The following is a 20,638-nucleotide window of genomic DNA, read 5'->3' on the forward strand; positions in this document are numbered from 1 at the left end:
TGACAAGTTTCGCTACGGGCAAGTGACGGCTACGGGCATGTGACGCCGGTAGCGTGTTTCACCTCCCCGAAACTTGTTTTGGGGAGGTCAGAGCAAGTGGAGCGAGCTCTGGGTGGGGCCTCGGGGTGTTAGAAATCGAACGTTCGATTTAGCTGTCACGTTGCCCTCCCCGGAAAACTCGCTGTGGGCTCGTTTTCCGACCCTCCCCGCTGCGCCGGGCGGGTGACATCGTTGACGGTTCCAGCTTGGAAAGCTGGCCGACGATGGTGGGTGCCGAAACTTTTGACAAGTTTCGCTACGGGCACCTGACGCCGGCAACGTGTTTCACCTCCCTGAAACTTGTTTTGCGGAGGTCAGAGCGAGTGGAGCGAGCTCACCGGTCGGGCCTCGGGGTGTTAGAGACAGAACGTTCAATTGAGCCGTGATGCGTGAGCGGCTGGGTACCACTCGCCGCCACGTTGCGCTCCCCGGAAAACTCGCTGTGGGCTCGTTTTCCGACCCTCCCCGCTTCGCCGGGCGGGTGACCTCGTTGACGGTCCCAGCTTGGAAAGCTGGCCGACAATGTGCCGAAACTTTTGACAAGTTTCGCTACGGGAAGAGGAGGCCGAAGCCTCTTGTCGCAGTGCGTTCCCAGACGGGGGCCTGGGAACGCAACTGAACCTCGCGTTGCGAGAAATCACTTTTCCGTGCCGACGTTTAGCCGACGGCCATTGCGTCCTTGTTGACCGACTCGGCCAGTTCCGACAACTTCTTGTCGGCGGTCTCTTCTTCGTCAATCGTCTGTTTCAACAACTTTAACGCGTTGTCGTAGCCGAGCGATTTGGCCCACGTACAAAGCGTTCCGTAGGTCGCGATCTCGTAGTGCTCGACCTTTTGCGCACAGGCGATAATCACTGCGTCCTTGACCGCCGGATCGGCCTCCTCCTTGAGCATCTCTTCTGCTTCGGTGATCAAGCCCTTCATCGCTTCGCAGGTCTTTGCCCGCGCGGTCTTGCCGGTTTCCTCGAACGCCTTCTCGACTCGCTCGACTTGTTGCTCGGTTTCATGCAGGTGGTTCTCGAGAGCCTTTTTCAGCTTGTCCGATGACGCGTTTTTGACCAGCTTTGGCAGCGCTTTGACCAGCTGTTTCTCGGCACTCAGTGCATCACGAAGCTCGTCGTAAAATGCGTCCGCAAGTGTTTTCATTGACATGATTGGTTTTCCTCGAAAGGGAATTGTGGGAAAGGGTAATGAAGAAAACCATCTAGCGATTGGTGTACCAAGTGACATCAAATCAGCAACCGATTTTGCCAAGGAAAAAGTCACGGCAAAACCCGTTGTCGCTTGGCACCGCAACGGTTCGACGATTCGAGCGATTTGGTGAAATGATCGGGTGGCTTGTGTTGGATGCGGTAAATCGCCGGAGGTGGAATGGGTTCGGCTAGAGAAGCCAAGGCGTTAGTTTTGAAGTTGCGCTATTTGCTGTCGCGGAGCGACATGTTTCGATAGCCTCGGACTTCAGTCCGAGGGATGTTCGCCAATATCAATCGAGTCCCAGCGGGACGTTTTGTGACTTGATCGTTCGCCACAGAACGTCGCTCCGCGACTTGGCGCCAATTTCAGAACCGAAACCTTGGACTAAAGTCCAAGGCTATCCCACGAAGTGCCTCCGGCACAAAAACAGCAACTTCAAAATTTACGCGTCGGGTTGTGATAAAAACGCAACTTCAAAAGCCGGAAGCGAGGGAGGATGGTGGTGCCGAAACTTTTGACAAGTTCCGCTACGAGGTGCATTGTCGCTCGGCTTTCCAAGCCGTTTGCGTGCGGTTGTGGTTGGAAGTTGGAGCGAGAGAATCAAGTGCATCGAGAATGGGGTGTTCGACGCTGGCGGTTCCAGCTTGGAAAGCTGGCCGACAATGACGGCCGAAACTCTTGGTGAGTTTCGCTACGGGCGTGTGACGGCTAAGGAAATGTGACGTCGGCAACGTGTTTCACCTCCCCGAAACTTGTTTTGGGGAGGTGAGTGCGAGCGGAGCAAGCTCACCGGTGGGGCCTCGGGGTGTCAGAGGCAGAACGTTCGATTTAGCTGCCACGTTGCCCTCCCCGGAAAACTCGCTGAAGGCTCGTTTTCCGACCCTCCCTGCTGCGCCGGGCGGGTGAATTCGACGGGAGGATCGAAAAAGTTAAATTGACAATTGCAAATTGAAAAATGAGGTTTTGACGCGTGCGCATCGTCGCTCGGCTTTCCAAGCCGATGGCGTGCGTTGTGGTTGGACGTTGGAGCGAGACGATCACGTGCATCGTGAATGCGGCGTTCGACGCTGGCGGTTCCAGCTTGGAAAGCTGGCCGACAGTGACGGCCGAAACTTTTGGGGCTTGTTGGTTGTGTCTGCCGCTCGCGGGTCAGCGGCTGGGTCTCACACACGCCCCGGTGCCTGACGGTCCGCGGCTTAATGGTGCGATTTACTACGATCCGCTACGCCCCCACGGACTCGAGTGAGTCGATGAACTGCAACGTCTCTTCAAAGCTGGTGTCCCCCAAAAAATGGGCGTTCACATCGGTCGCAAGGCATTCAAAATGCATCGTTCCGCTGCAGACTCCGGGACAATAGCCAAGGAAGGTGAAGATGAAGTGACGGACACGTGGCTCCGAGTCCGAATTGCTGTCGGGAAGTTGATTCCATTTGTTCGCCCAACTCGATTCGAGTACCTCGTAACATTCACACACGTCGAGGGACTCAAGATCGATCGCGTGCTCGGCAGTCGCTTCGTCACCTTTGCTACGGAATTTCCGCTCGACACACATCGCAAACTCGAGGACGGCGGTTCCGTTGACGCTGGGGTTGCCGTCTTCGCCGAATTGAGTGGCGTGGAAACTGACGTAGGTGTTTCGGGCTCGCGGGACCACGACGGCTCCTAACGCATCGATTGACGGTTTGACCCCGAGCGTTAACTTCGCGAGGGGGCCAGTCGCTGCAGCGGCTGGCTCTTCGATTTTCTCGTCGTCGGCAGCTGAAAGCACGGACGTCGCGGTCATCCCTGCGGCCGCGATAGTCATTAGCGATGCACGCTGTAAGAACGCTCGCCGATCGGTTGCGTTGTTTCGAGGCGAGTGATTGACAGTGGGCAAGTACATGATGGGGACCTCCGTATGTGGTACCAAGTGAAGCAATGCGGCAAAGAGGCGTTCGCAAACCGCTGGCGGTAACGTGGGTTAACGCCGTTCGGTTTTGAAATAGGTTCGTCGCCTGTTATGAGCGACGTGCGAGGGTGGCGAAGACCTCGTTCCACGCTCACACGCCGTTGTGTGGTTGACAGACGCTTGCGTCCTGGGATGGCCGGACGCCTGGCTCGGGCAGTCGTTGATCGGGCAATCGTTCCATCAAGAAATAGACCCCGGTGTCATCCATCTTTTGAAATCCCAGTCGCTGATACAGATGCATCGCCGGGTTGTTGTGTTCGACGTGGATGCGGACCGGCAGCCCGGCTTCCGCGGCTTCGTCGAGAATCCCTTGCATGATCTTGTGGCCGATCCCTTTGCCACGATATTCGGGTAGCAGTGCGATATCGACTACGCGATGTTCGTCCTGGCGGCGCTGTAAATACAGACGCCCCGCAGGATCACCATCGACCAAAATCAAATCAAACGCGGCATCCGAGTAATGTTCTTGGTAATACTGATGCTGAGCGGCAAATTGCATTTGCAGGAACTGCTGCTGCTCTTTGAGTGGCCAGCCTGTCATCGCAACCTCCTCTGCCCGCGTGCTGGCATACACTTGATTGAGAAATGCCAAGTCGGAATTCGCTATGGGGCGATAGGAGAGATGCATGGGGTTCACTGAGAGAATCGAGTAACAGTCCGATCACCATCGCTTGCTAATTCACTACAACCTCGTAGCGGATACGCGCGGCACCGGGGGGGGTAGTTTGATTAAGTAGCATATCAAATGCAGCCATGCCGGCGGTCTGAAAACGATGCGTCTGGCTCTCGAGACGCTCATTGTTTTGCGGTGAGAAGACCAAGGAGTAGCCGCGAGGACGCAGATGCTCAGGACGCTGCGGGTCGTGTCGGTGAGGAATCACCTGTTCGAGAACCAGCGTGGCCTGTTGTCTCGATCGGACACCGTAGGCATTTTCAACGCGAAAACTCTGGCCGATCCGTTCGCTGAAATCGTCCGCCGTCATGCTCCCCCGCGACTGCGGCGTGAGAACAAGGTCATCGCTTGCGGTCCCCTGGGAAACTTGAACTGATGCCGCACAAGCGGCTGCGATCGCGGTGGTGGCTGCAAGAAAGTCACGGCGCGGCGTTTTCATCTCGAGAGACATCAAACCTACTCCTATTTCGTTTTTCATTGACTTGCCACAAGTGCAATCCGTTGCCGCCGATCAGGCGCGACTCGGATATGTACCGGTTAGCGCGATGATGTAATGCATTGCCAGGTAGGGCTGCATATTGTTGTGGGGCTGATTGCCGCCTTGATTTGCAAGCGACCGATCGGACATCGGCTGAGCATTCGCGACCGGCGCGTAGATTCCATTTTGCCCGGTATAGTTTCCTGCAGAATCATTATCCTCTCCTTCCGCTTCGCCGCTGGCCGTTAGCCGATGGTTGTGATTGGGCATTTGCGTTTCGCTAAGGGTGACGATTTCAACCCCTCCTTTTTCCCCTAATCTGCGATCGGTCAGACCGGGGCCGCGGCCATGATGCATTGCCGCGCGGCCTTGCAAATTTGGCAGAGCGGTTGTGGTTCGCCCATCACCGCCGTAGGTCGTGCCGATGAGTGAAAACAATGCGGTGTTTTGGCTGATCGGCAGCAGTTGACCGTTACAAAATGCGTAACCACGGGGAGCGAAGTTACCAGCAAAAATTTTGATTTCCGCGACAAAGGGCTCAGACATGTTCGAGTTCCTAAAAAATGGGGGCAGATTTAGCTTCGAGACGGATAGATGCCAACGAGGGCAACTATGAAGTTAATGCACAAAAACGGCATCAGATTTGTGTGCGATTGACTGCCTCCCTTGGACGCGACGACAGCGTTATGCAGTTGACTCGCTCCATCGTCGATATTGTCGATATAGATATCGGATTGCGACTGTGCCAGCAGTGCACCGGAGGGCGAACCCGCATTGCCAACCGCACTGGTCGCTTTCCATTGGTGCCGATGCGGTGGAAGTTGGGGCGTGGTCAAGGTCACGGATTCCGATCCCGACTTTGCTCCGAGCCGTCTATCGAAGAGCCCAGGCCCGCTGCCAGCATGCATGGCAAGTCGTCCACGCAGGTCGGGTAAGCCGAACGTGGTCCGGCCATCGCCGCCGTAGATCGTACCGAACAAAGAGAAGAGGGCATCGTTACTGCTAATTGCGAGCAGTTGGCCGTCGCATAGTGCCCAGCCACGCGGGGCAAAATTCCCTGCGAACATTATGATTTGACCGATGTAGGGTTCCGACATCGCAATTTCTCCTAGTTGGATTTGAATGGGTGAAGGATCAGTTTCGAGACGGGAAAAGTCCTTGTAGTGCAATGATAAAATTCACGACGAGGTAGGGTTGCTCATTCAGATGAGATTGCCCTCCGCCAACGATGGAAGAGTTCATGGCATTGCCTTCGTTTGCCAAATCGACAAGAGGCGACGAGGCGGCGTTGTTGTAAATATTTTGGGCCACGGTCGCGAGCATATTAGCGTCCGGGTTATTGGTGGTCGCCATGTCCCCGCTGCCCATCACCGTGTGCGTGTGTTCCGGTATCTGGGCCAACGTCAGCGTGACATCTTGCGATCCCGCTTTGTTTCCTAGCGGATGATTTGTGCTGCCGGCCGTTTCGCTGTTGCCAACATGAATCGGTACGCGGCCTCGCAATTCGGGTAGCGCAAACGTGGTGCGGCCATCACCGCCGTAAGTCGTGCCAAGCAGCGAATACAACGATTGGTTCTGGTTGATCGGCAGGATCTGGCCATCGCAAAATGCGTTGCCTCGCGGAGGGAAGTTGAACCCGACGATTCGCACTTCCGCCAAAAAGGGCTCGGACATAAGGTGTTCCTCTTGTGTTGGATGTGAATGAAACGCTCGTAGCGGGTTGAGCCCGCCGTCAAGTGGGAGTGGCAAAAACCGCTTCGTAACTGATTCCTTCGCCATGTTGGCTGGGACCGATTGGCACCAGGAACAAGCGGAGGGTTCCGAGTTGTTCGTGTTCCAATGTGTACGAGGCTTGAGGCAAATAGTTAGCCCGCGATGCGCCGGAGTCGTGAAAGACTAAACAAAAGTTGGTGGCATCCCCGGATTGGTTCAGAGGACTTGCGCTGGCCTCGACCAGCTGAACCGAACGTGAGTCCCCCGAGTCCAGCCGAATCACGAAGCGATCATCGAGATGTTTCGTAAACGTGCTGAGAACAAAGACGGGGCGTTTATCCAACACTGGTGTTTCTGCATCCGCGGATTGATTTCGAACACTCATCAGGAATTCAAACCTCTATCAAGTCGTGGGTTACCAAGCCTGGTTTGCGAAGACTTCGTCATGAGCGGTCGGCAAACGACGTATTCCGACGTCCAACGAATCTGACATCAGCCCTTCGTCGGTATGTTGCAGCCCCAAGGCGTGCCCGAGTTCGTGCATTACCACCGACAACAAGTCGATCCGACCGGCGGCTTCACCGCGGCTGGCCTGGTATTGATTGCCGCCTTCGTCAATATCAAACTCGTCGTCATCACTTGGGGTGGTGTCGACGAACCAGCCATAGCCTGCGGCGTCCGCATCGATCCGGATACTCGACACAAAGGTTTCTCCGAGCCGAGCATCATCAAGATCGGCACTCGCGAAGGTGACGGTTCCCAACAATTGCATCTGGGATACCGACAGTCCGACTGCGGCAAACCGCGACTTCGCCTCGTTGACAACTCGGGTCAAGTCCGCCGCCGTTAAACTTGCGGCGACCCCGGCTGCTTGTCCGCTGGCCGCCATCAATGCAGGACTGCCCGCATGCGTTGGGGTGGGACACGCCGCCGCACCAAAGCTTGGCGAGCCCACCATGGTAACGTTCGCGGTTGGGATGCCGTTGACCGAGGCCAGCGTTGCCTGATCCGCTTGCACGATACTCAGCTGTGCATCCAGACTGCTTCCCCCGTCTTCATCGACCACGATCGTTCCGGCACCCGCATTAAGTGTGTTTGCGGACATGTTCAAACACAGCAGCGACGTACCATGGGCGTTACCGGCGTTGACGCCGTCCTCGGAGTCGGCTTCCAATTCGTCGCCGCTACCCAAATTCACCAGGTTGTTTCCTGTCACGGTGGCATTGAGTGTTGCGGCTGGAATCGCACTGGCCCCATCGGGATCGTCCACCTCGGATTCCAAGTCAATTGTCTCGTTGGAGTCGTTGTTGACGATATCATTGCCGCTGATCAACAGATTCGTGACGATCGGGGTGTTGGGATTCGTTCCGCCCCCGTTGGTCGTATTGCGGGATTGCACTCGCACCTGGATACCATGTCCGATGATCGGTAGGTCGTCGCCGCCACCGACGGCGCCGTCGGGACCGGTGCCGATATCGTTGTCGGTGATGCTAATGTTGGCCACTTGCGTTGCGTCACGAATGTAGAAAAAGATTGCGTCCTGATCTTGAATATTGTTGATGTCGTTATCGTCGACGATCACATCCAATGACGCTGCGTTGTCATCACCGACTACGCGAATCCCCTGCTCCTGGTCCACTCCGAAAATCTCGTTGCGGCGAATCCGGGCGATCAGGTTCGAGCTGTCATTCGCGACGTAATCCAAAACGCCAACTTGGGTGCTAACCGGCAGTGCCCCGGTTTGCGTGCCGGTGTCGTCAAACACATTGTCTTCGACGACGGTGGTCAACGTCGAAGTGCCGGTAGAGGAAAACGTGACCCGCGAAACGCCACCACTCGCCCCGCCGTCGATGCCGCCGGTATCGGTATTGAATTCCGAGTTCTTCAGATTGACGGTCAAATTAGATGTGTCATTCGAAATGGCTTGGAGGCCATCGCCGTTGAGTGAATCAAACGTGGAATTGTTCAGCACGTCGACTCGCATCGTCGAGTTGCCGTGGGCTTGAACGATAATGCCGTCGTTTCCTCCCAATGGGACGCCGGTGAACAAGCTGTTGTTGATTTCAAAGAGGCTGAGATTCGTATTGGTATTGTTGATTGAAATCCCATCGCCGCTGGTGTGCCCGATGCCGGTCACCCGCCCGGCACGGAACAAGTTGTTACCTTGAATATTGGTCGCCAACAGCCCGTGCTCGGCGAGCGAGTCCCCCGGGCTTTGCAAGTCCATTGACGTGAGCGAAATTCCTTGCGTATTGGTCAACAGGATACCGTGGCTGGTGCTATTGGCGATCGTGCCGCCTGAGGCGTTTTGCGTGTTGCTTCCGTCACCGGTGATCGTAAAGCTGCCGGTGGTGTTGCTCAGGACAATGCCATTGGTAGCTCCGTCTGACGAGACACTGGTCAATGTCACATCGAGATCGACCGGATTTCCGGAGATATTGACCGCAGTGGAGGACCCTGCGTTGATCGTGCCAGTGGCCACATCGAAATCGCCACTCACCCCGCTTAGTGAGATTCCGGCCGCGTTACTTGAAGAGATCTCGTCAAAACTCATCGCCAACGTTCCCGTGGTGATGTTCACTCCGGCGCCGGTCCCCGTGATGCTGACATCGCTCACCGTGGAAGTGCCAACGCTGGTGCCGGAGATCCCGGTACCGTTGGTGTTGCCGATGTCCACGCCGCGGACCGTGTTGCCCTGGGCCAAGTTAATACCATTGGTGGCGGAGGTGATCACCGGGGCGGTTCCACCAACGCTCGGCAGCACGCGTGAATCGGTGGGGACGGTCACACCCAATAGATCGGCAGTGGGGTCGCCCACGACGATAAAGACCACCGGTCCGGCTACCGCTCCTTCACCGATCACGATCGTGTTGTTATCTAGATTCAGCGGACCGGTATAGCTGCCCTCGGCGATGAAAACTTTGTCGCCAGCGGCAGCCACACCGTGATAGTCCGGAATCGAAGTAAACGGATCGCTCAGCGTGCCTTCGTTACCAGCGCCGCTGGGCGTGACATCAATGAACCAAACCAGATCGGTACCGAACGTCAAATTCACGGTCGCGGTGGTGGCGGTGTCGAGTTCGTAGGTGAACGAATCCGCCAGCAGATTTCCCGCATCCGGCTCATACAGGAAGCTGCCGTCCGCTTGCACCGTGACGGTGCCATGAGTGGTCGCGGTGGCAATGCCGACGTTGGCTCCGCCGTTGACTGCGGTCACTGCGGCGGGACCGCCCAAATCGTTGCTCAACAATCCATTGGCAACCGGAACGTCCAGCCCAACATTGCCAACGATCCCCGAATAAGCATCGTCCACCGCAGTACTTTCAGGGTCGACATCGGTCACGGTCACCGCAATGTCTTGAATGTCGCTCAGGTTCGGTGCTCCGTCGTCGGTCACGGTGACCTGGACGTCATAGACATTGTCTCCGCCCGTGTCGGTGGGATTTTCGAAATCAGGTGCAGCGTTGAAGGTCAGAACGCCACCGCTCGAGATGCTGAATAACCCGGAATCCGCACCCCCGCTAATCGAATAGGTTAATGTTTGAGCGGGCAAGTCTTCGTCGCTGGCGGTGACCGTGGTGACTGCGGTCTGGTTTTCCGCGGCGTTGACTGCCGCAGTAGCGCCGCCTCCGTCGCTGGTAATCACGGGGGCGTCGTTGGCATCGGTCACGGTTACCGCGATGTCTTGAACGTCGCTAAGGTTCGGTACTCCGTCGTCGGTCACGGTGACCTGGACGTCGTAGACATTGTCTCCGCCCGTGTCGGTCGGATTTTCGAAATCAGGTGCAGCGTTGAAGGTCAGGACGCCGCCGCTCGAGATGCTGAATAACCCGGAATCCGCCCCCCCGCTGATCGAATAGGTGAATGCTTGGGCGGGCAAGTCTTCGTCGTTGGCAGTGACCGTGGTGACTGCGGTCTGGTTTTCCGCGGCATTGACTGCTGCCGTGGCGCCGCCTCCGTCGCTGGTAATCACCGGGGCGTCGTTGACATTGGTCACGGTTACCGCGATGTCTTGAATGTCGCTCAGGTTCGGTACTCCGTCGTCGGTCACGGTGACTTGGACGTCATAGACATTGTCTCCCCCCGTGTCGGTCGGATTTTCGAAATCAGGTGCAGCGTTGAAGGTCAGGACGCCACCGCTCGAGATGCTGAATAACCCGGAATCCGCACCCCCGCTGATCGAATAGGTGAATGTTTGAGCGGGCAAGTCTTCGTCGCTGGCGGTGACCGTGGTGACTGCGGTCTGGTTTTCCGCGGCGTTGACTGCCGCAGTAGCGCCGCCCCCGTCGCTGGTGATCACCGGGGCGTCGTTGACATCCGTCACGGTTACCGCGATGTCTTGAACGTCACTCAGGTTCGGTGCTCCGTCGTCGGTCACGGTGACTTGGACGTCATAGACATTGTCTCCGCCCGTGTCGGTCGGATTTTCGAAATCAGGTGCAGCGTTGAAGGTCAGGACGCCACCGCTCGAGATGCTGAATAACCCGGAATCCGCCCCCCCGCTGATCGAATAGGTGAATGTTTGGGCGGGCAAATCTTCGTCGCTGGCAGTGACCGTGGTGACTGCGGTTTGGTTTTCCGCGGCATTGACTGCCGCAGTAGCGCCGCCTCCGTCGCTGGTGATCACCGGGGCATCGTTGGCATCGGTCACGGTTACCGCGATGTCTTGAACGTCGCTAAGGTTTGGTACTCCGTCGTCGGTGACGGTGACCTGGACGTCATAGACATTGTCTCCGCCCGTGTCGGTGGGATTTTCGAAATCAGGTGCGGCGTTGAAAGTCAGGACGCCGCCGCTCGAGATGCTGAATAGCCCGGAATCCGCCCCCCCGCTGATCGAATAGGTCAATGTTTGGGCGGGCAAGTCTTCGTCGCTGGCGGTGACCGTGGTGACTGCGGTTTGGTTTTCCGCGGCGTTGACTGCCGCAGTAGCGCCGCCTCCGTCGCTGGTGATCACTGGCGCGTCGTTCACGTCGACTACCGTGATCGAGATGAGTTGTGAATCGCTCAGGCCACCGGAATCGGTTACCGTGACTTCGACCTCATAGGTACCATCGGCACCACTGTCGGCTGGATTCTCGAAATCGGGAGCCGCAAGGAATGTCAATTCTCCCGTACTCGTAGCGACAATAAATAGAGCCGAATCATCACCCCCGGTGATGGCGTAACTCAAACCGGCCCCTTCGACGTCGCCATCAGGATCCGTCGAATCCACATCCGTCACAAACACTTGATTCTCATCGACGTTGACACTCGCCAAAGCCCCGCCGCCATCGCTAACGATTTCGGGCGGCGAGTTCTGTACGGCGACGTGAATGCCATCGATCGGCAGGCTGCCGATATCGTTTTTAATCGAATCAAACAGCAGCAGCGGGATGGCTGGAGAAAAGATATCGGCTCCGGTGCCGCTCAAACCAGGAACCGAATAAGAGCCGTTCGTGTTGACAAACGTACCAAGACCGAGCGGATCAATCCAAATTCCGGTGACATCTTCGGAGGTAGCATTCAGCCCAACCGACGCCCCATTCTGGAAAATCGAAAACGTACCGACCGTGTTTGTCCCCAATGCGATATCGCTAAAAACCAACAGATCGCGACTGTTGCCCGTGACGGTGCCGCTGCTGCCCGGAACACTAAAGTCACCGTTGGTGCTGATCACCAGATTGCCCGACACCGGATCGATGGCCATTCCGTCAACGTTTTCATAATAGCCGTCCAAACCGACATCGGATCCGTCAAAGATCATGGTGAAGCTGCCAAGGGTGTCTTCTCCGAGCGTACCTGAGAACCGCACAATGTCGCTGCCGTCGACCAAACCGATCCCAGGCAATGATTGTGGTGATCCGAGACTAATCAAAATGCTGGTGTCCGATTCGACCACGAAGCCGTCAATATCCATCGTCACGCCCACATCGGAGCCATCAAAGAACATCGAAGTGGATCCGGTCGTCGAGTCGAATCGCAAAATGTCATCATCGGAAAAACTGACACCGCCAAGCGATCCGCCTCCTTCACTGCTGAAGTAAAAGTCAAGCCCCTGGAAAGTTTCGGTACCGACAAAGTCTCCGATTTGAATCCCGTCAAGGTTAGTTGACGACAACCCGAGCGAGCCAACGTCGACCGCCAACGTGATCGAATTCGCCGTCGTGTTGTCGCCCAACGTATTGACGTCGACCTCGATGATGTCGTTGAAATCACCACTCAGACCGGGAACGTCAAACGCACCTTTGGTCGTAAGGTGCACCAGTGTCGTAGGCCCCACGACCTGCACCGAGGCTCCGATGATCGCTTCCTGGGACGTGGTCAGCCCAATGTCCGAGCCGTCAAAATAGGTCGACCAGGTTCCAACGTTGTTATCGCTTCCCGTATTGCCGCTAAACAGCAACAAATCCGCGTTGGATCCCGAAAGATTGCCCGACGATCCTGGAACGATGTAGTTGCTGATCGTGCTGATAATCAGATTTCCGCTATCGTCCAATGAGATCGCATCAATGTCTTCGCTGCCGGGGGACAGCCCCACATCGCTGCCATCTAGAAAGAAATCAAATGTTCCTGAAGTCCCGGGACCAAGCTGGTTCGGGGTAAAGCGGATGATGTCGGAATCCTCGACACGACCTAAACCTGGGATTCCCGTGGTTGCGATACTGACGCTCAACAGAATCGTGCCATCGTTTTGATTCACATGAAAGGCGTCGACATTTTTGTTGGACAACCCAACATCGCTGCCATCGAAGTACAGCGACCATTTCCCGCTACTCTGCTCGTACGCAAGGATGTCTTCGTTGCTGAAATCAATTCCACCGATCGTGCCCCCGGTATCACTGCTGATAAAGACCACGTCACCAGCGAGCAAATGACGCGATTCAAGGCACTCGACCAACAGTTGCCGCGACTTCGCAATGCGGAAGGACTTAGGTCTCCGCCGGCGTTTCGGCGAGGTCACTTGACGCAGTGAAGAGGGTCCGGTCGCCATGTTGTCAGCTCCAAGTTGGGGGAAATACGTGGTCCCAAAAAAGTACATTTTGGCCACGACAAACGAACTGATCTTCCGAATAGACACCCCTCCGTGGTGCCACGCAACACCCTCCCTCAAAAATTCACAAACATTTTTCCCTATCGTTTTTTACAGCTTTCCTCTGACTCCGATTGGTGGGTGGCACTTATTGGAATGCAGAATCCGCTTCGTGCGGGGGGGACCCCCAAGACCAATGGCCGAGAAAGTTGATGGTGCGAAAAACGGGAAATTGGTTACCGACGAGGGCCTCGAAAAGCGTCGCAGTAGCCGCTGGTTCACATCGAGATGAATGACTTCGCCATCCCGAAAGCACGCACGCCATCGCGTGCCTGCCCCCGCGTCTTTGCTGTGCCTGCCCCCGCGACCTGTACGCCACCCATTCAGAAGCATGCGAATAGGGCGGAGGCCGAAACAGAACTTGCCGTTGGCGTGATTCAACGGTTTAGGGGCGACCTGTCACTGCAAGGCCGGTGGCCGTCACACTGACCGAGAATGAGTCGCGAGCTGGGCTTTGTTTTCCCACCTCTGTTAGCCGGTAGCTCACGCCCAATGTCATCTACTTTGGGTAGCAGCGCGGGGCTCGCCCGGTTGCAGCGAGTAAGACGTTCGGTTTTAACCGGTCGGCTCGCGCCGCTCTGCTATAAAAATCACCCGTTTAGTGCGAGAGTAGATGGTATTGGGCTCACGCCACCAGCAGAGGGCGTGTGGGCTTCCGGGCGGCAATCAATGCGACTAAATCACCAGTCGTCGCTCACGGGAAGACCGTCCCTGCGTGCTCCGTGTACGTCACTTCGCCCGCCCCCCAAAACCGTCTGCGCAAAGAACAGAACACTCGCTGCGAATCGGGCGGACATAAAAAAACGGGCCGTCCGAACCCATGCTGCTCGCAGTGGTCCGAAGGCCCGACGTTGATCGCAATACGATTATTTGTTGTTCGAAGCAGCCTCTTCCATTTGCTTTTCAGACTCCTCTACCAATCGTTGGTACTCGGCCACCTTGTCGGCATCCGTGGTATCGATCACGGCACCGGTTTCTTTCGAGTCACAACCTGTCAGCGTCATCGGCAAAAGCAAAAACGCCAAAGCAAACCTATCCATCTTCGTCGAATCCTATCAGGAGATAATGAGTCAAAAATGATTGTGACGACTCACGCGATCACAATCGCTTGCGTCTTCCACCGCGGCAGACACAAGCTGTAAAAACGAGTTCACTAAAGCGTGCTTAGAACTCCGTACTGATCGTCTCTCTCGAAGCACGTGTTCCGAGCGATCCCCACAGCCCATACGGACTCTTGGCGCCAGGTTGATTGTTGTTCGCCGCAGTGCCTCCTTGGAATACCACCGGATTGGACGAATTTCCAGCTTCGATCGAATCGGTGATGAACTTGACCGCACCATCGGTCATCAACACATGGCAACCGCCTTGGTGACGACTCGATGGCGGAGCGATGTTCATGTCTTGGTAGTTCTGGGTGACACAAAGTTCCGAGTTGGGCGGCAGGATCGTATTGAACGCGCTCATCGCGGTGTGAGCACTAGCCCACACGTAGCCGCGTCCATTGACAGCACTGGTCGGCCCAGGAACCGACAGCCAGAATTTAGGACGTGCCGGATCGATCCAATTGGGCTGTTGCCGGCAATACAACGGATTCGTTGATGCTAGATTGCCTTTGTTGACGCCGCTCGGAGAGATCGTTCGGACATCTTTGTCGCCAAGATCGGTAGCAATTTCTCCCATACAAATCGTATTGGCGGTGCCGTCAAGCACATCACGAAACCCGGTTTTACCATGCAACACAAAAACACCGCGATCCGCGGCCCGCGAAGCCTGCAATCGTGCGGAATCATTTGGCTGCAAGGTGCCATTGAGCGTTCCCAACCAAAGATTGTCAGCCGAGTCGCCGTGCGACGCTGCGTAATTGGTTCGTCCTAACGCTGGCAACCCGGTGCCTGGGTCACTCGGACAACGAAGTCCGGCGATTTCGGTGGCCCAGGGAGCGTAGTTGGCCGTGTTCGGACTTGGCCCCATCGCTTGATAATCCACCGTGCCATCGTTGTTGTAGTCGTTGGGATTGGAAATGACTTCCCAGAGGGCTTGTTGCTCCATGAACGGCAACAATCCCACCATGCAACTAAGGTTGTACTGGTTCGCTTTATTCGAAGCACGCCACCAACTGGTGTCACCGCCGTTGACGGTGGGGTCGTACGTTCCCGCCCCATGGATCGGCAATTGGTTGTATGCCGAGTGATAGTTGTGGATCGCGAGTCCAAGCTGCTTGAAATTATTGCTGCAGCTCATACGCCGCGCCGCTTCGCGAGCCGCCTGGACCGCCGGCAACAATAGCCCAACAAGCACGCCAATGATCGCAATGACCACGAGCAACTCGACCAGCGTAAACGCGGATCGGTTGCGACGAAACAACATCATCAGAAAACTCCATAGACTTTGGGTTAAAAAAAGAGGGCGTCAATCGAAACGACCGCTTGTTAAATAAAAGAGCCCGCAGAGGCGGAAAACGCCGACAAAGCCGCTGCCTTGGTCTTCCAGGCAACCGCACTGCGGCCGTCATTATGGGGAGGGGGGATGAAGGGTGGTGGGAAAGTGGGGGAGGGGACCGCGTTATTGGTGTGATGCCACCGTTAGGGACTGTTAACGCGGATTTGAATCGCAGTCTAGAAGCGGACTCCGCGATCGTCAAGGATTGACCCTCAAAAATCAACCGTCTTCGTCATCCGCGTCGTTCGCGTCACCACCCCAGCAGACCTCTGTTCACCCCCAAAGGAACGTGCTGCGAATCGACGACCAAGATTGCTTAATCGCCTTCACCGGAGCGGGATTTTGGCAACCGCGTGGCGGATTGAGCTTGGACGATCAGCCAATGGCAATCGTATTGGTCAAGCGAATGTGTTTGCTGGGAACCATCGGGCCAGCTGACCTGTAGCTCGATCGGCAAACTGCCGTCGGCCAATCCGAACCAGGACGCTCGCTCGTTGCTACATAAATATCCGTCACCCGCGGTCAGAGCCGCAGTTTGCTGTTGGTCGCCGTGACGAATTTGAATGACCGAACCGATCGCATCGCGAGAATCTCGGGTGCCACGCAACTGCACGGCAATCCAGTGATGTCGCGTCCCGGTCTCGTTTTTCAACAGCGCGACGGGTTCGGTTTGATGGGTGATGACCACGTCACGTTGTCCATCTCGGTCGAAATCGAGCGTCCACAATGCTCTTCCCGCATGCAGCGAAGCACCATACGAATCTTGCTCGGGCAAAGCCACGCTTTCGAACTGATTCGCCGAGCGCAAACGAAAAATCTGCAGCGGTTGGTAATAGTCGAGCTTTGTGTCAGGCGGCGGAAAATCAATGTGTCCGTTGGTAACGATCAATTCTTGTTGTCCATCGTTATCAAAATCAATCGCTTGGCTACCAAACCCGACCAACGGAAGCGACTGCTGCGTGAGGTTGCGTTTCGCGGTAGTGTCGATCCATGTGTGATTGCTGCGTTGTTGGTAATACGTGTTGTATTCTTGTTCGAAATTTGTCACGTACAGATCGACTTTTTGATCTTGATCAAAATCCGCAACCGCAATCCCCATCGATCCTTGAGGGTTTCCTCGAGCATCGCCGGCAAGCCCTCGCAGCGAAGCCGACTCGGAGAACTGCGGAGGGTCAGTGGCGGTGAAGTCGTAAAAGTGGTTGTAGGTCATATCGTTTGCCACCAGCACATCGGTGCCATCGGCGGCATCAAGGGCCCCGACGACAATACCGAGTCCTCGTCCGAGCATGCTTGGTGTCGACTGCCACTTCGAAGTCACATCCACCAATTTGCCTTGCGGGTTGGACTTGTAGACCACGTCGGCCGCGGCGGGAAAATGGGTGGGTGCACACGATCGCGATAACCCCGTTTGCGGTTGTTCGCACAACTGGGTGACCGCATCGAATCCGTCGCAATAATTCACGACCATCATGTCGGCAAGTCCGTCAAGGTCGAGATCCGCAATCGCTCCGCTGGTGGACCACTGCGATTTCCGATCGGTAAACAATTCGTCGCTGATGTCTCGAAACGTGCCATCGCCTTGGTTTGCCAACACGCGGTTGACGCCGTAGTTGAGCAGTAGGACATCGGGAAAACCGTCTTCGTTGATGTCTCCGACGGCAACCCCTTGGCCAAATCCCGTATCGACAGCGTCCGATGTTTGCGTCATGTCGATAAAGCGACCGCCTATGTTTCGAAACAATGCATTGGGCTGACTGTCGAGTTGCGGCGGTGTCCCTCCGGCGGCCATCAGCATCAGATCGGGCCAGCCGTCAAGGTCATAGTCAAGGGTGCCACCACCGCATCCGAGCGTTGCGTACAGCGGTATCCCTGGCTTGTCGAGATCGTCGCGAGTGCGACCGAAGAAGGTCAGCCCTACATTGCCGGCAACATCGCTCAATTTCGGTGTCGCCGATACCGCAAACGCTTCGTCGTTTTGCACCTTCGCGACATGGCTGTGGGCGGCATCGCGGTCGACGTGTTTCAAAAACGAAGGCGCGGGCAAATTTGAAAGACCGAGGTTCAAGACGGGTTGCTTTGCAAGCGATTGCCATGGCGTGTCCTTGCGAAGCAACCGCAATATCGAGGCTCGCGTTTCCGCCAAACGATCCTTCGATCCATTTGGCAAGGTCATGCCGATCGCGGCCCATGCTTCGGCTTCCCACAAGCGTCCAAGTTCGCGTAGAGTTGAGGCAATCTCGACAATTTGGATGACGGCATCGGGACGTTGCGGATTGAACTGTTCTCGCAATTGTTCCAGCGTTGCAAGTCGCCTCACGCGATCTTCGATCCAATCTTGCACCGAATTGTCCCACCCCAAACCCTCGTAGCTCGCCGCATCGATTGCAGACAGTTCATTCAGCGCGACGTTAAGCTTTGTCCACCCCTGCAGGACGTCCGGGTTTCGCTGAATCGACTCTGCGTACGCTCGCACTGCCATCGCTACCTCGGCTCGCTCGTATGCCCAATCGCCGAGCACAAGCCAATAGGACCAATCGGATTCGTAATCGCCGGAAAGTTCTTGTGACCAAGTTTCAAGAGCGGCCCACGATCCACGTTCAACCAAAACGCGTCCGAGCAGCATTTGAGCGGGAAGGTATTCGGGGTGCTGTTTGACGATGGACTGCAGCATCGATTCCGCTGCGGCGTATTCGGTCTGGTCAACGAGCGTTTTCGCGACCGCCATCAGCGGACGCTGGTCGGCGGGAAAGCGAGCCACCATTTGCTGCATCGAATCCGTTTCGAGCTTGTGTTCTCCCGCGTCGCCGAGTGCCAAGAGAAATTCGAATTCGATTTGGCGGTCAAGTATCAGTCGCCGAGCGTGTGAAACGGCGGCGTTGTTGTTTCCTGCGCCGCGAAGAAAACCGAACAGCATTCGTCGCGACGGATGTTGTTGAGGGTGCCGCGTGAGTGCCGCGTTCAATAGATCGATAGCGTCAAACATGCGGCCGACTGCGATTAAACCGATGACCGCTCGCTGCACGTAGGCGAAATCGGCATGGTCGTTGGCACGTACGGCCTCGACAAGCAGATCCGCCGACTCGTGTTTCAAACCATTTTCAAACGCGAGTTGTGCGACCTCCGTAATGATTTTGGGATCCTCGGGATAGGCTAACAGCACCGGTTTCGACAACGACCAAGCAAGCTGCAAATCCCCGGCTCTCTTGGCGTCTTGCATCGCATCCAGCGGTGTGGATTGACGTGCCGCTGTTGATTGAGATTCTTGCTGGCTCGATGCGGTCTGTGGCGACGGTTGCGGTTGGCATCCTGCGATTCCGGCAGCGACAGTGGTCAACACCGTCAAAGCAGCGAGCCAGCGAGGACGCATCGATGTTGATCGTTTCGATTGCAAGGGATTGGTTTTGGTGGGTGGGAGAGCGGAATGAAGGAGCGTGGATCAAGCGGAGTCGCGGTCGGGTTTGCCAATCGGCTCGTCAAAAATGATACGGCCAATGCGAATCCGTTTCCATCCACAGCGGGTGCAACGCGTCAGCGGCCGGGGTCCTTCCCATTCTCCATCGCGTCACGCCCCCTCCCTCGGGCGCAGGCCAACTCGGGCGCAGGCGAAGTCGGGCGGACGAACTCCCCCTTGTACCCCCCGCTCGCAAACACCCGCCTGCGAGGTAACCTCGCCCCGTCCGCACCACCCGTAAAACATATAATTTTGTGCGACCATGCCACAAGATTCTAGTTTCTGGAACATGATGTGCTAGCGTTTCCACGTTCAACCTGGGCTGAATGGGGAAGCTTCGCTGATGGCTTGAGCCAGCGGTCACGCTCTCGATCGCCAAGGGTTGTTCATGATCATGTTATGGCCAACACCACGAATTTCGCACCACGACTGATGACCGCACCACGTTCCACTCACTCTTCGTTTCCCGTCCAAGCTCGTCCGATCGTCGCCGACCTGTTTCAGCCCAAACCGAGACTGTATTGGCTCGACTTTTTACTGAGTTTGCTGGTTGCTTATGGATTTGCCGCCATTTACTTGCAATCGCCGCTGTTTTCGCTGCAGCAGTGGATTTGTTGGCCGATCGCCGCAGTCGCGCTCTACCGCGTTGCCTCGTTCATGCACGAAATTGTCCACTTCCGCTCCGGGGAGATGCGTCGTTTTCGGATCGTGTGGGATTTGTTGGCGGGAATCCCGATGCTGACGCCGTCATTCTTTTACGAAAGCCACAATGATCATCATAACGCGCGTCATTATGGTACTGACCAGGACGGCGAGTATTTACCACTTGGTACGGGGCCGCTGCGTGACATTGCAACCTTTCTAATACAGATATTATTGCAGCCTATCTTCGTCACCGTACGTTTTCTGCTGGCTCCGCTTACGTTTCTACATCCTCGTTTGCGACGGTGGACGCTCGAGCGTGCTTCTTCCTTTGTGATCGATTTTCGTTATCGCAGACGGATTTCCGCCACCGCGCCGTTGCGAGCCTGGGCATGGATGGATTTGGCATGCAGCGCGCGGGCATGGGCGATTTTCGTGCTTTGTATCGTCGGTGTGAACGATTGGAGTCGCGTGCCGCTTTTGTATGCACTGGCGGCACTGTCGTTGGGACTCAATCACCTTCGCACCTTGGCGGCTCACCGCTATCTGAACGATGGACACGCGGTGTCGCACGAGACGCAAGTTTTTGATTCCACCAACATCACGGGGGTGCCGGTATTTACCGAGTTGCTGTTCCCATTGGGGATGCGATACCACGGACTACACCATTTGTTCCCCCGGATGCCCTATCACAATCTCGGCATCGCGCATCGCCGATTAATGCAATCGCTGCCGAGTGATTCGCCGTACCGCGACACCGTCTACCCGAGTTGGTTCTCGGTGATTCGCGAGCTTGTTGCAAATTCGGCTCGGCATTCCGCCGTGGCCGACGGTAGACGCAGCAGCGTGCTAAGCAAAACGGCTTCTTAGTATGCCCTGACGGGCAACGGTGGAGTGGTGAACCGTGAGCGTACGAGAGTATTTGGGGAGCCGCGAGTTTCGCGGTGGCGAGATATTGTCGCTCGGCTTTCCAAGCCGATTGCGGGCGGGGT

13 protein-coding genes are annotated in these 20,638 nt (G+C 56.2%); 1 reads left to right on the plus strand and 12 read right to left on the minus strand.

Annotated features, from left to right (window positions below; all coding sequences use genetic code 11):
* Nucleotides 1–696: 696 nt before the first annotated feature.
* From ABEA92_RS05235 to ABEA92_RS05290, 12 genes are all read right to left on the minus strand, one after another.
* Nucleotides 697–1,191, minus strand: coding sequence for a YciE/YciF ferroxidase family protein (locus ABEA92_RS05235; protein ID WP_345682750.1), 495 nt, complete (start codon nt 1,189–1,191; stop codon nt 697–699).
* Between the two features lie 1,264 nt (nt 1,192–2,455).
* Nucleotides 2,456–3,115, minus strand: coding sequence for a hypothetical protein (locus ABEA92_RS05240; RefSeq protein WP_345682751.1), 660 nt, complete (start codon nt 3,113–3,115; stop codon nt 2,456–2,458).
* A gap of 157 nt (nt 3,116–3,272) precedes the next feature.
* The gene (locus ABEA92_RS05245) at nt 3,273–3,809 is read right to left on the minus strand and encodes a GNAT family N-acetyltransferase (RefSeq protein WP_345682752.1); all 537 of its coding nucleotides are present in this window, start codon (nt 3,807–3,809) and stop codon (nt 3,273–3,275) included.
* 46 nt (nt 3,810–3,855) lie between these two features.
* Entirely contained in the window at nt 3,856–4,305 is a 450-nt protein-coding gene (locus ABEA92_RS05250; RefSeq protein ID WP_345682753.1) for a DUF6916 family protein, read from the minus strand.
* Nucleotides 4,306–4,365: 60 nt separating this feature from the next.
* Nucleotides 4,366–4,878: a phage tail protein gene (locus ABEA92_RS05255; RefSeq protein ID WP_345682754.1), complete on the minus strand. Its 513-nt coding sequence runs from the start codon at nt 4,876–4,878 to the stop codon at nt 4,366–4,368.
* Between the two features lie 29 nt (nt 4,879–4,907).
* Nucleotides 4,908–5,429, minus strand: a complete 522-nt coding sequence (locus tag ABEA92_RS05260; protein WP_345682755.1) for a phage tail protein — start codon at nt 5,427–5,429, stop codon at nt 4,908–4,910.
* A 37-nt stretch (nt 5,430–5,466) separates the two neighbouring features.
* A complete protein-coding gene (locus tag ABEA92_RS05265; protein WP_345682756.1) occupies nt 5,467–6,006 on the minus strand; it encodes a phage tail protein in 540 nt (179 codons plus the stop codon).
* A gap of 58 nt (nt 6,007–6,064) precedes the next feature.
* Nucleotides 6,065–6,430: a DUF6916 family protein gene (locus ABEA92_RS05270; RefSeq protein WP_345682757.1), complete on the minus strand. Its 366-nt coding sequence runs from the start codon at nt 6,428–6,430 to the stop codon at nt 6,065–6,067.
* Nucleotides 6,431–6,460: 30 nt separating this feature from the next.
* Nucleotides 6,461–13,015: a cadherin domain-containing protein gene (locus ABEA92_RS05275; protein WP_345682758.1), complete on the minus strand. Its 6,555-nt coding sequence runs from the start codon at nt 13,013–13,015 to the stop codon at nt 6,461–6,463.
* Nucleotides 13,016–13,980: 965 nt separating this feature from the next.
* The gene (locus ABEA92_RS05280; RefSeq protein WP_345682759.1) at nt 13,981–14,154 is read right to left on the minus strand and encodes a hypothetical protein; all 174 of its coding nucleotides are present in this window, start codon (nt 14,152–14,154) and stop codon (nt 13,981–13,983) included.
* A gap of 124 nt (nt 14,155–14,278) precedes the next feature.
* Entirely contained in the window at nt 14,279–15,484 is a 1,206-nt protein-coding gene (locus tag ABEA92_RS05285) for a DUF1559 family PulG-like putative transporter (RefSeq protein ID WP_425572397.1), read from the minus strand.
* Between the two features lie 385 nt (nt 15,485–15,869).
* Entirely contained in the window at nt 15,870–18,920 is a 3,051-nt protein-coding gene (locus ABEA92_RS05290; RefSeq protein ID WP_345682760.1) for a CRTAC1 family protein, read from the minus strand.
* A gap of 516 nt (nt 18,921–19,436) precedes the next feature.
* Between ABEA92_RS05290 and ABEA92_RS05295 the strand changes: the two genes are divergently transcribed.
* On the plus strand, nt 19,437–20,516 hold the full coding sequence (locus tag ABEA92_RS05295; RefSeq protein ID WP_345682761.1) for a fatty acid desaturase family protein: 1,080 nt from the start codon (nt 19,437–19,439) through the stop codon (nt 20,514–20,516).
* Nucleotides 20,517–20,638: the final 122 nt, after the last annotated feature.

The sequence above is a fragment of the Novipirellula caenicola genome, assembly GCF_039545035.1.
Lineage (GTDB): Bacteria > Planctomycetota > Planctomycetia > Pirellulales > Pirellulaceae > Novipirellula > Novipirellula caenicola.

Coding starts and splice junctions, on each gene's coding strand:
- ABEA92_RS05235 (WP_345682750.1), bottom strand. CDS start 1,191: ATGTCAATGAAAACACTTGCGGACGCATTTTACGACGAGCTTCGTGAT.
- ABEA92_RS05240 (WP_345682751.1), bottom strand. CDS start 3,115: ATGTACTTGCCCACTGTCAATCACTCGCCTCGAAACAACGCAACCGAT.
- ABEA92_RS05245 (WP_345682752.1), bottom strand. CDS start 3,809: ATGCATCTCTCCTATCGCCCCATAGCGAATTCCGACTTGGCATTTCTC.
- ABEA92_RS05250 (WP_345682753.1), bottom strand. CDS start 4,305: ATGTCTCTCGAGATGAAAACGCCGCGCCGTGACTTTCTTGCAGCCACC.
- ABEA92_RS05255 (WP_345682754.1), bottom strand. CDS start 4,878: ATGTCTGAGCCCTTTGTCGCGGAAATCAAAATTTTTGCTGGTAACTTC.
- ABEA92_RS05260 (WP_345682755.1), bottom strand. CDS start 5,429: ATGTCGGAACCCTACATCGGTCAAATCATAATGTTCGCAGGGAATTTT.
- ABEA92_RS05265 (WP_345682756.1), bottom strand. CDS start 6,006: ATGTCCGAGCCCTTTTTGGCGGAAGTGCGAATCGTCGGGTTCAACTTC.
- ABEA92_RS05270 (WP_345682757.1), bottom strand. CDS start 6,430: ATGAGTGTTCGAAATCAATCCGCGGATGCAGAAACACCAGTGTTGGAT.
- ABEA92_RS05275 (WP_345682758.1), bottom strand. CDS start 13,015: ATGGCGACCGGACCCTCTTCACTGCGTCAAGTGACCTCGCCGAAACGC.
- ABEA92_RS05280 (WP_345682759.1), bottom strand. CDS start 14,154: ATGGATAGGTTTGCTTTGGCGTTTTTGCTTTTGCCGATGACGCTGACA.
- ABEA92_RS05285 (WP_425572397.1), bottom strand. CDS start 15,484: ATGATGTTGTTTCGTCGCAACCGATCCGCGTTTACGCTGGTCGAGTTG.
- ABEA92_RS05290 (WP_345682760.1), bottom strand. CDS start 18,920: ATGCGTCCTCGCTGGCTCGCTGCTTTGACGGTGTTGACCACTGTCGCT.
- ABEA92_RS05295 (WP_345682761.1), top strand. CDS start 19,437: ATGACCGCACCACGTTCCACTCACTCTTCGTTTCCCGTCCAAGCTCGT.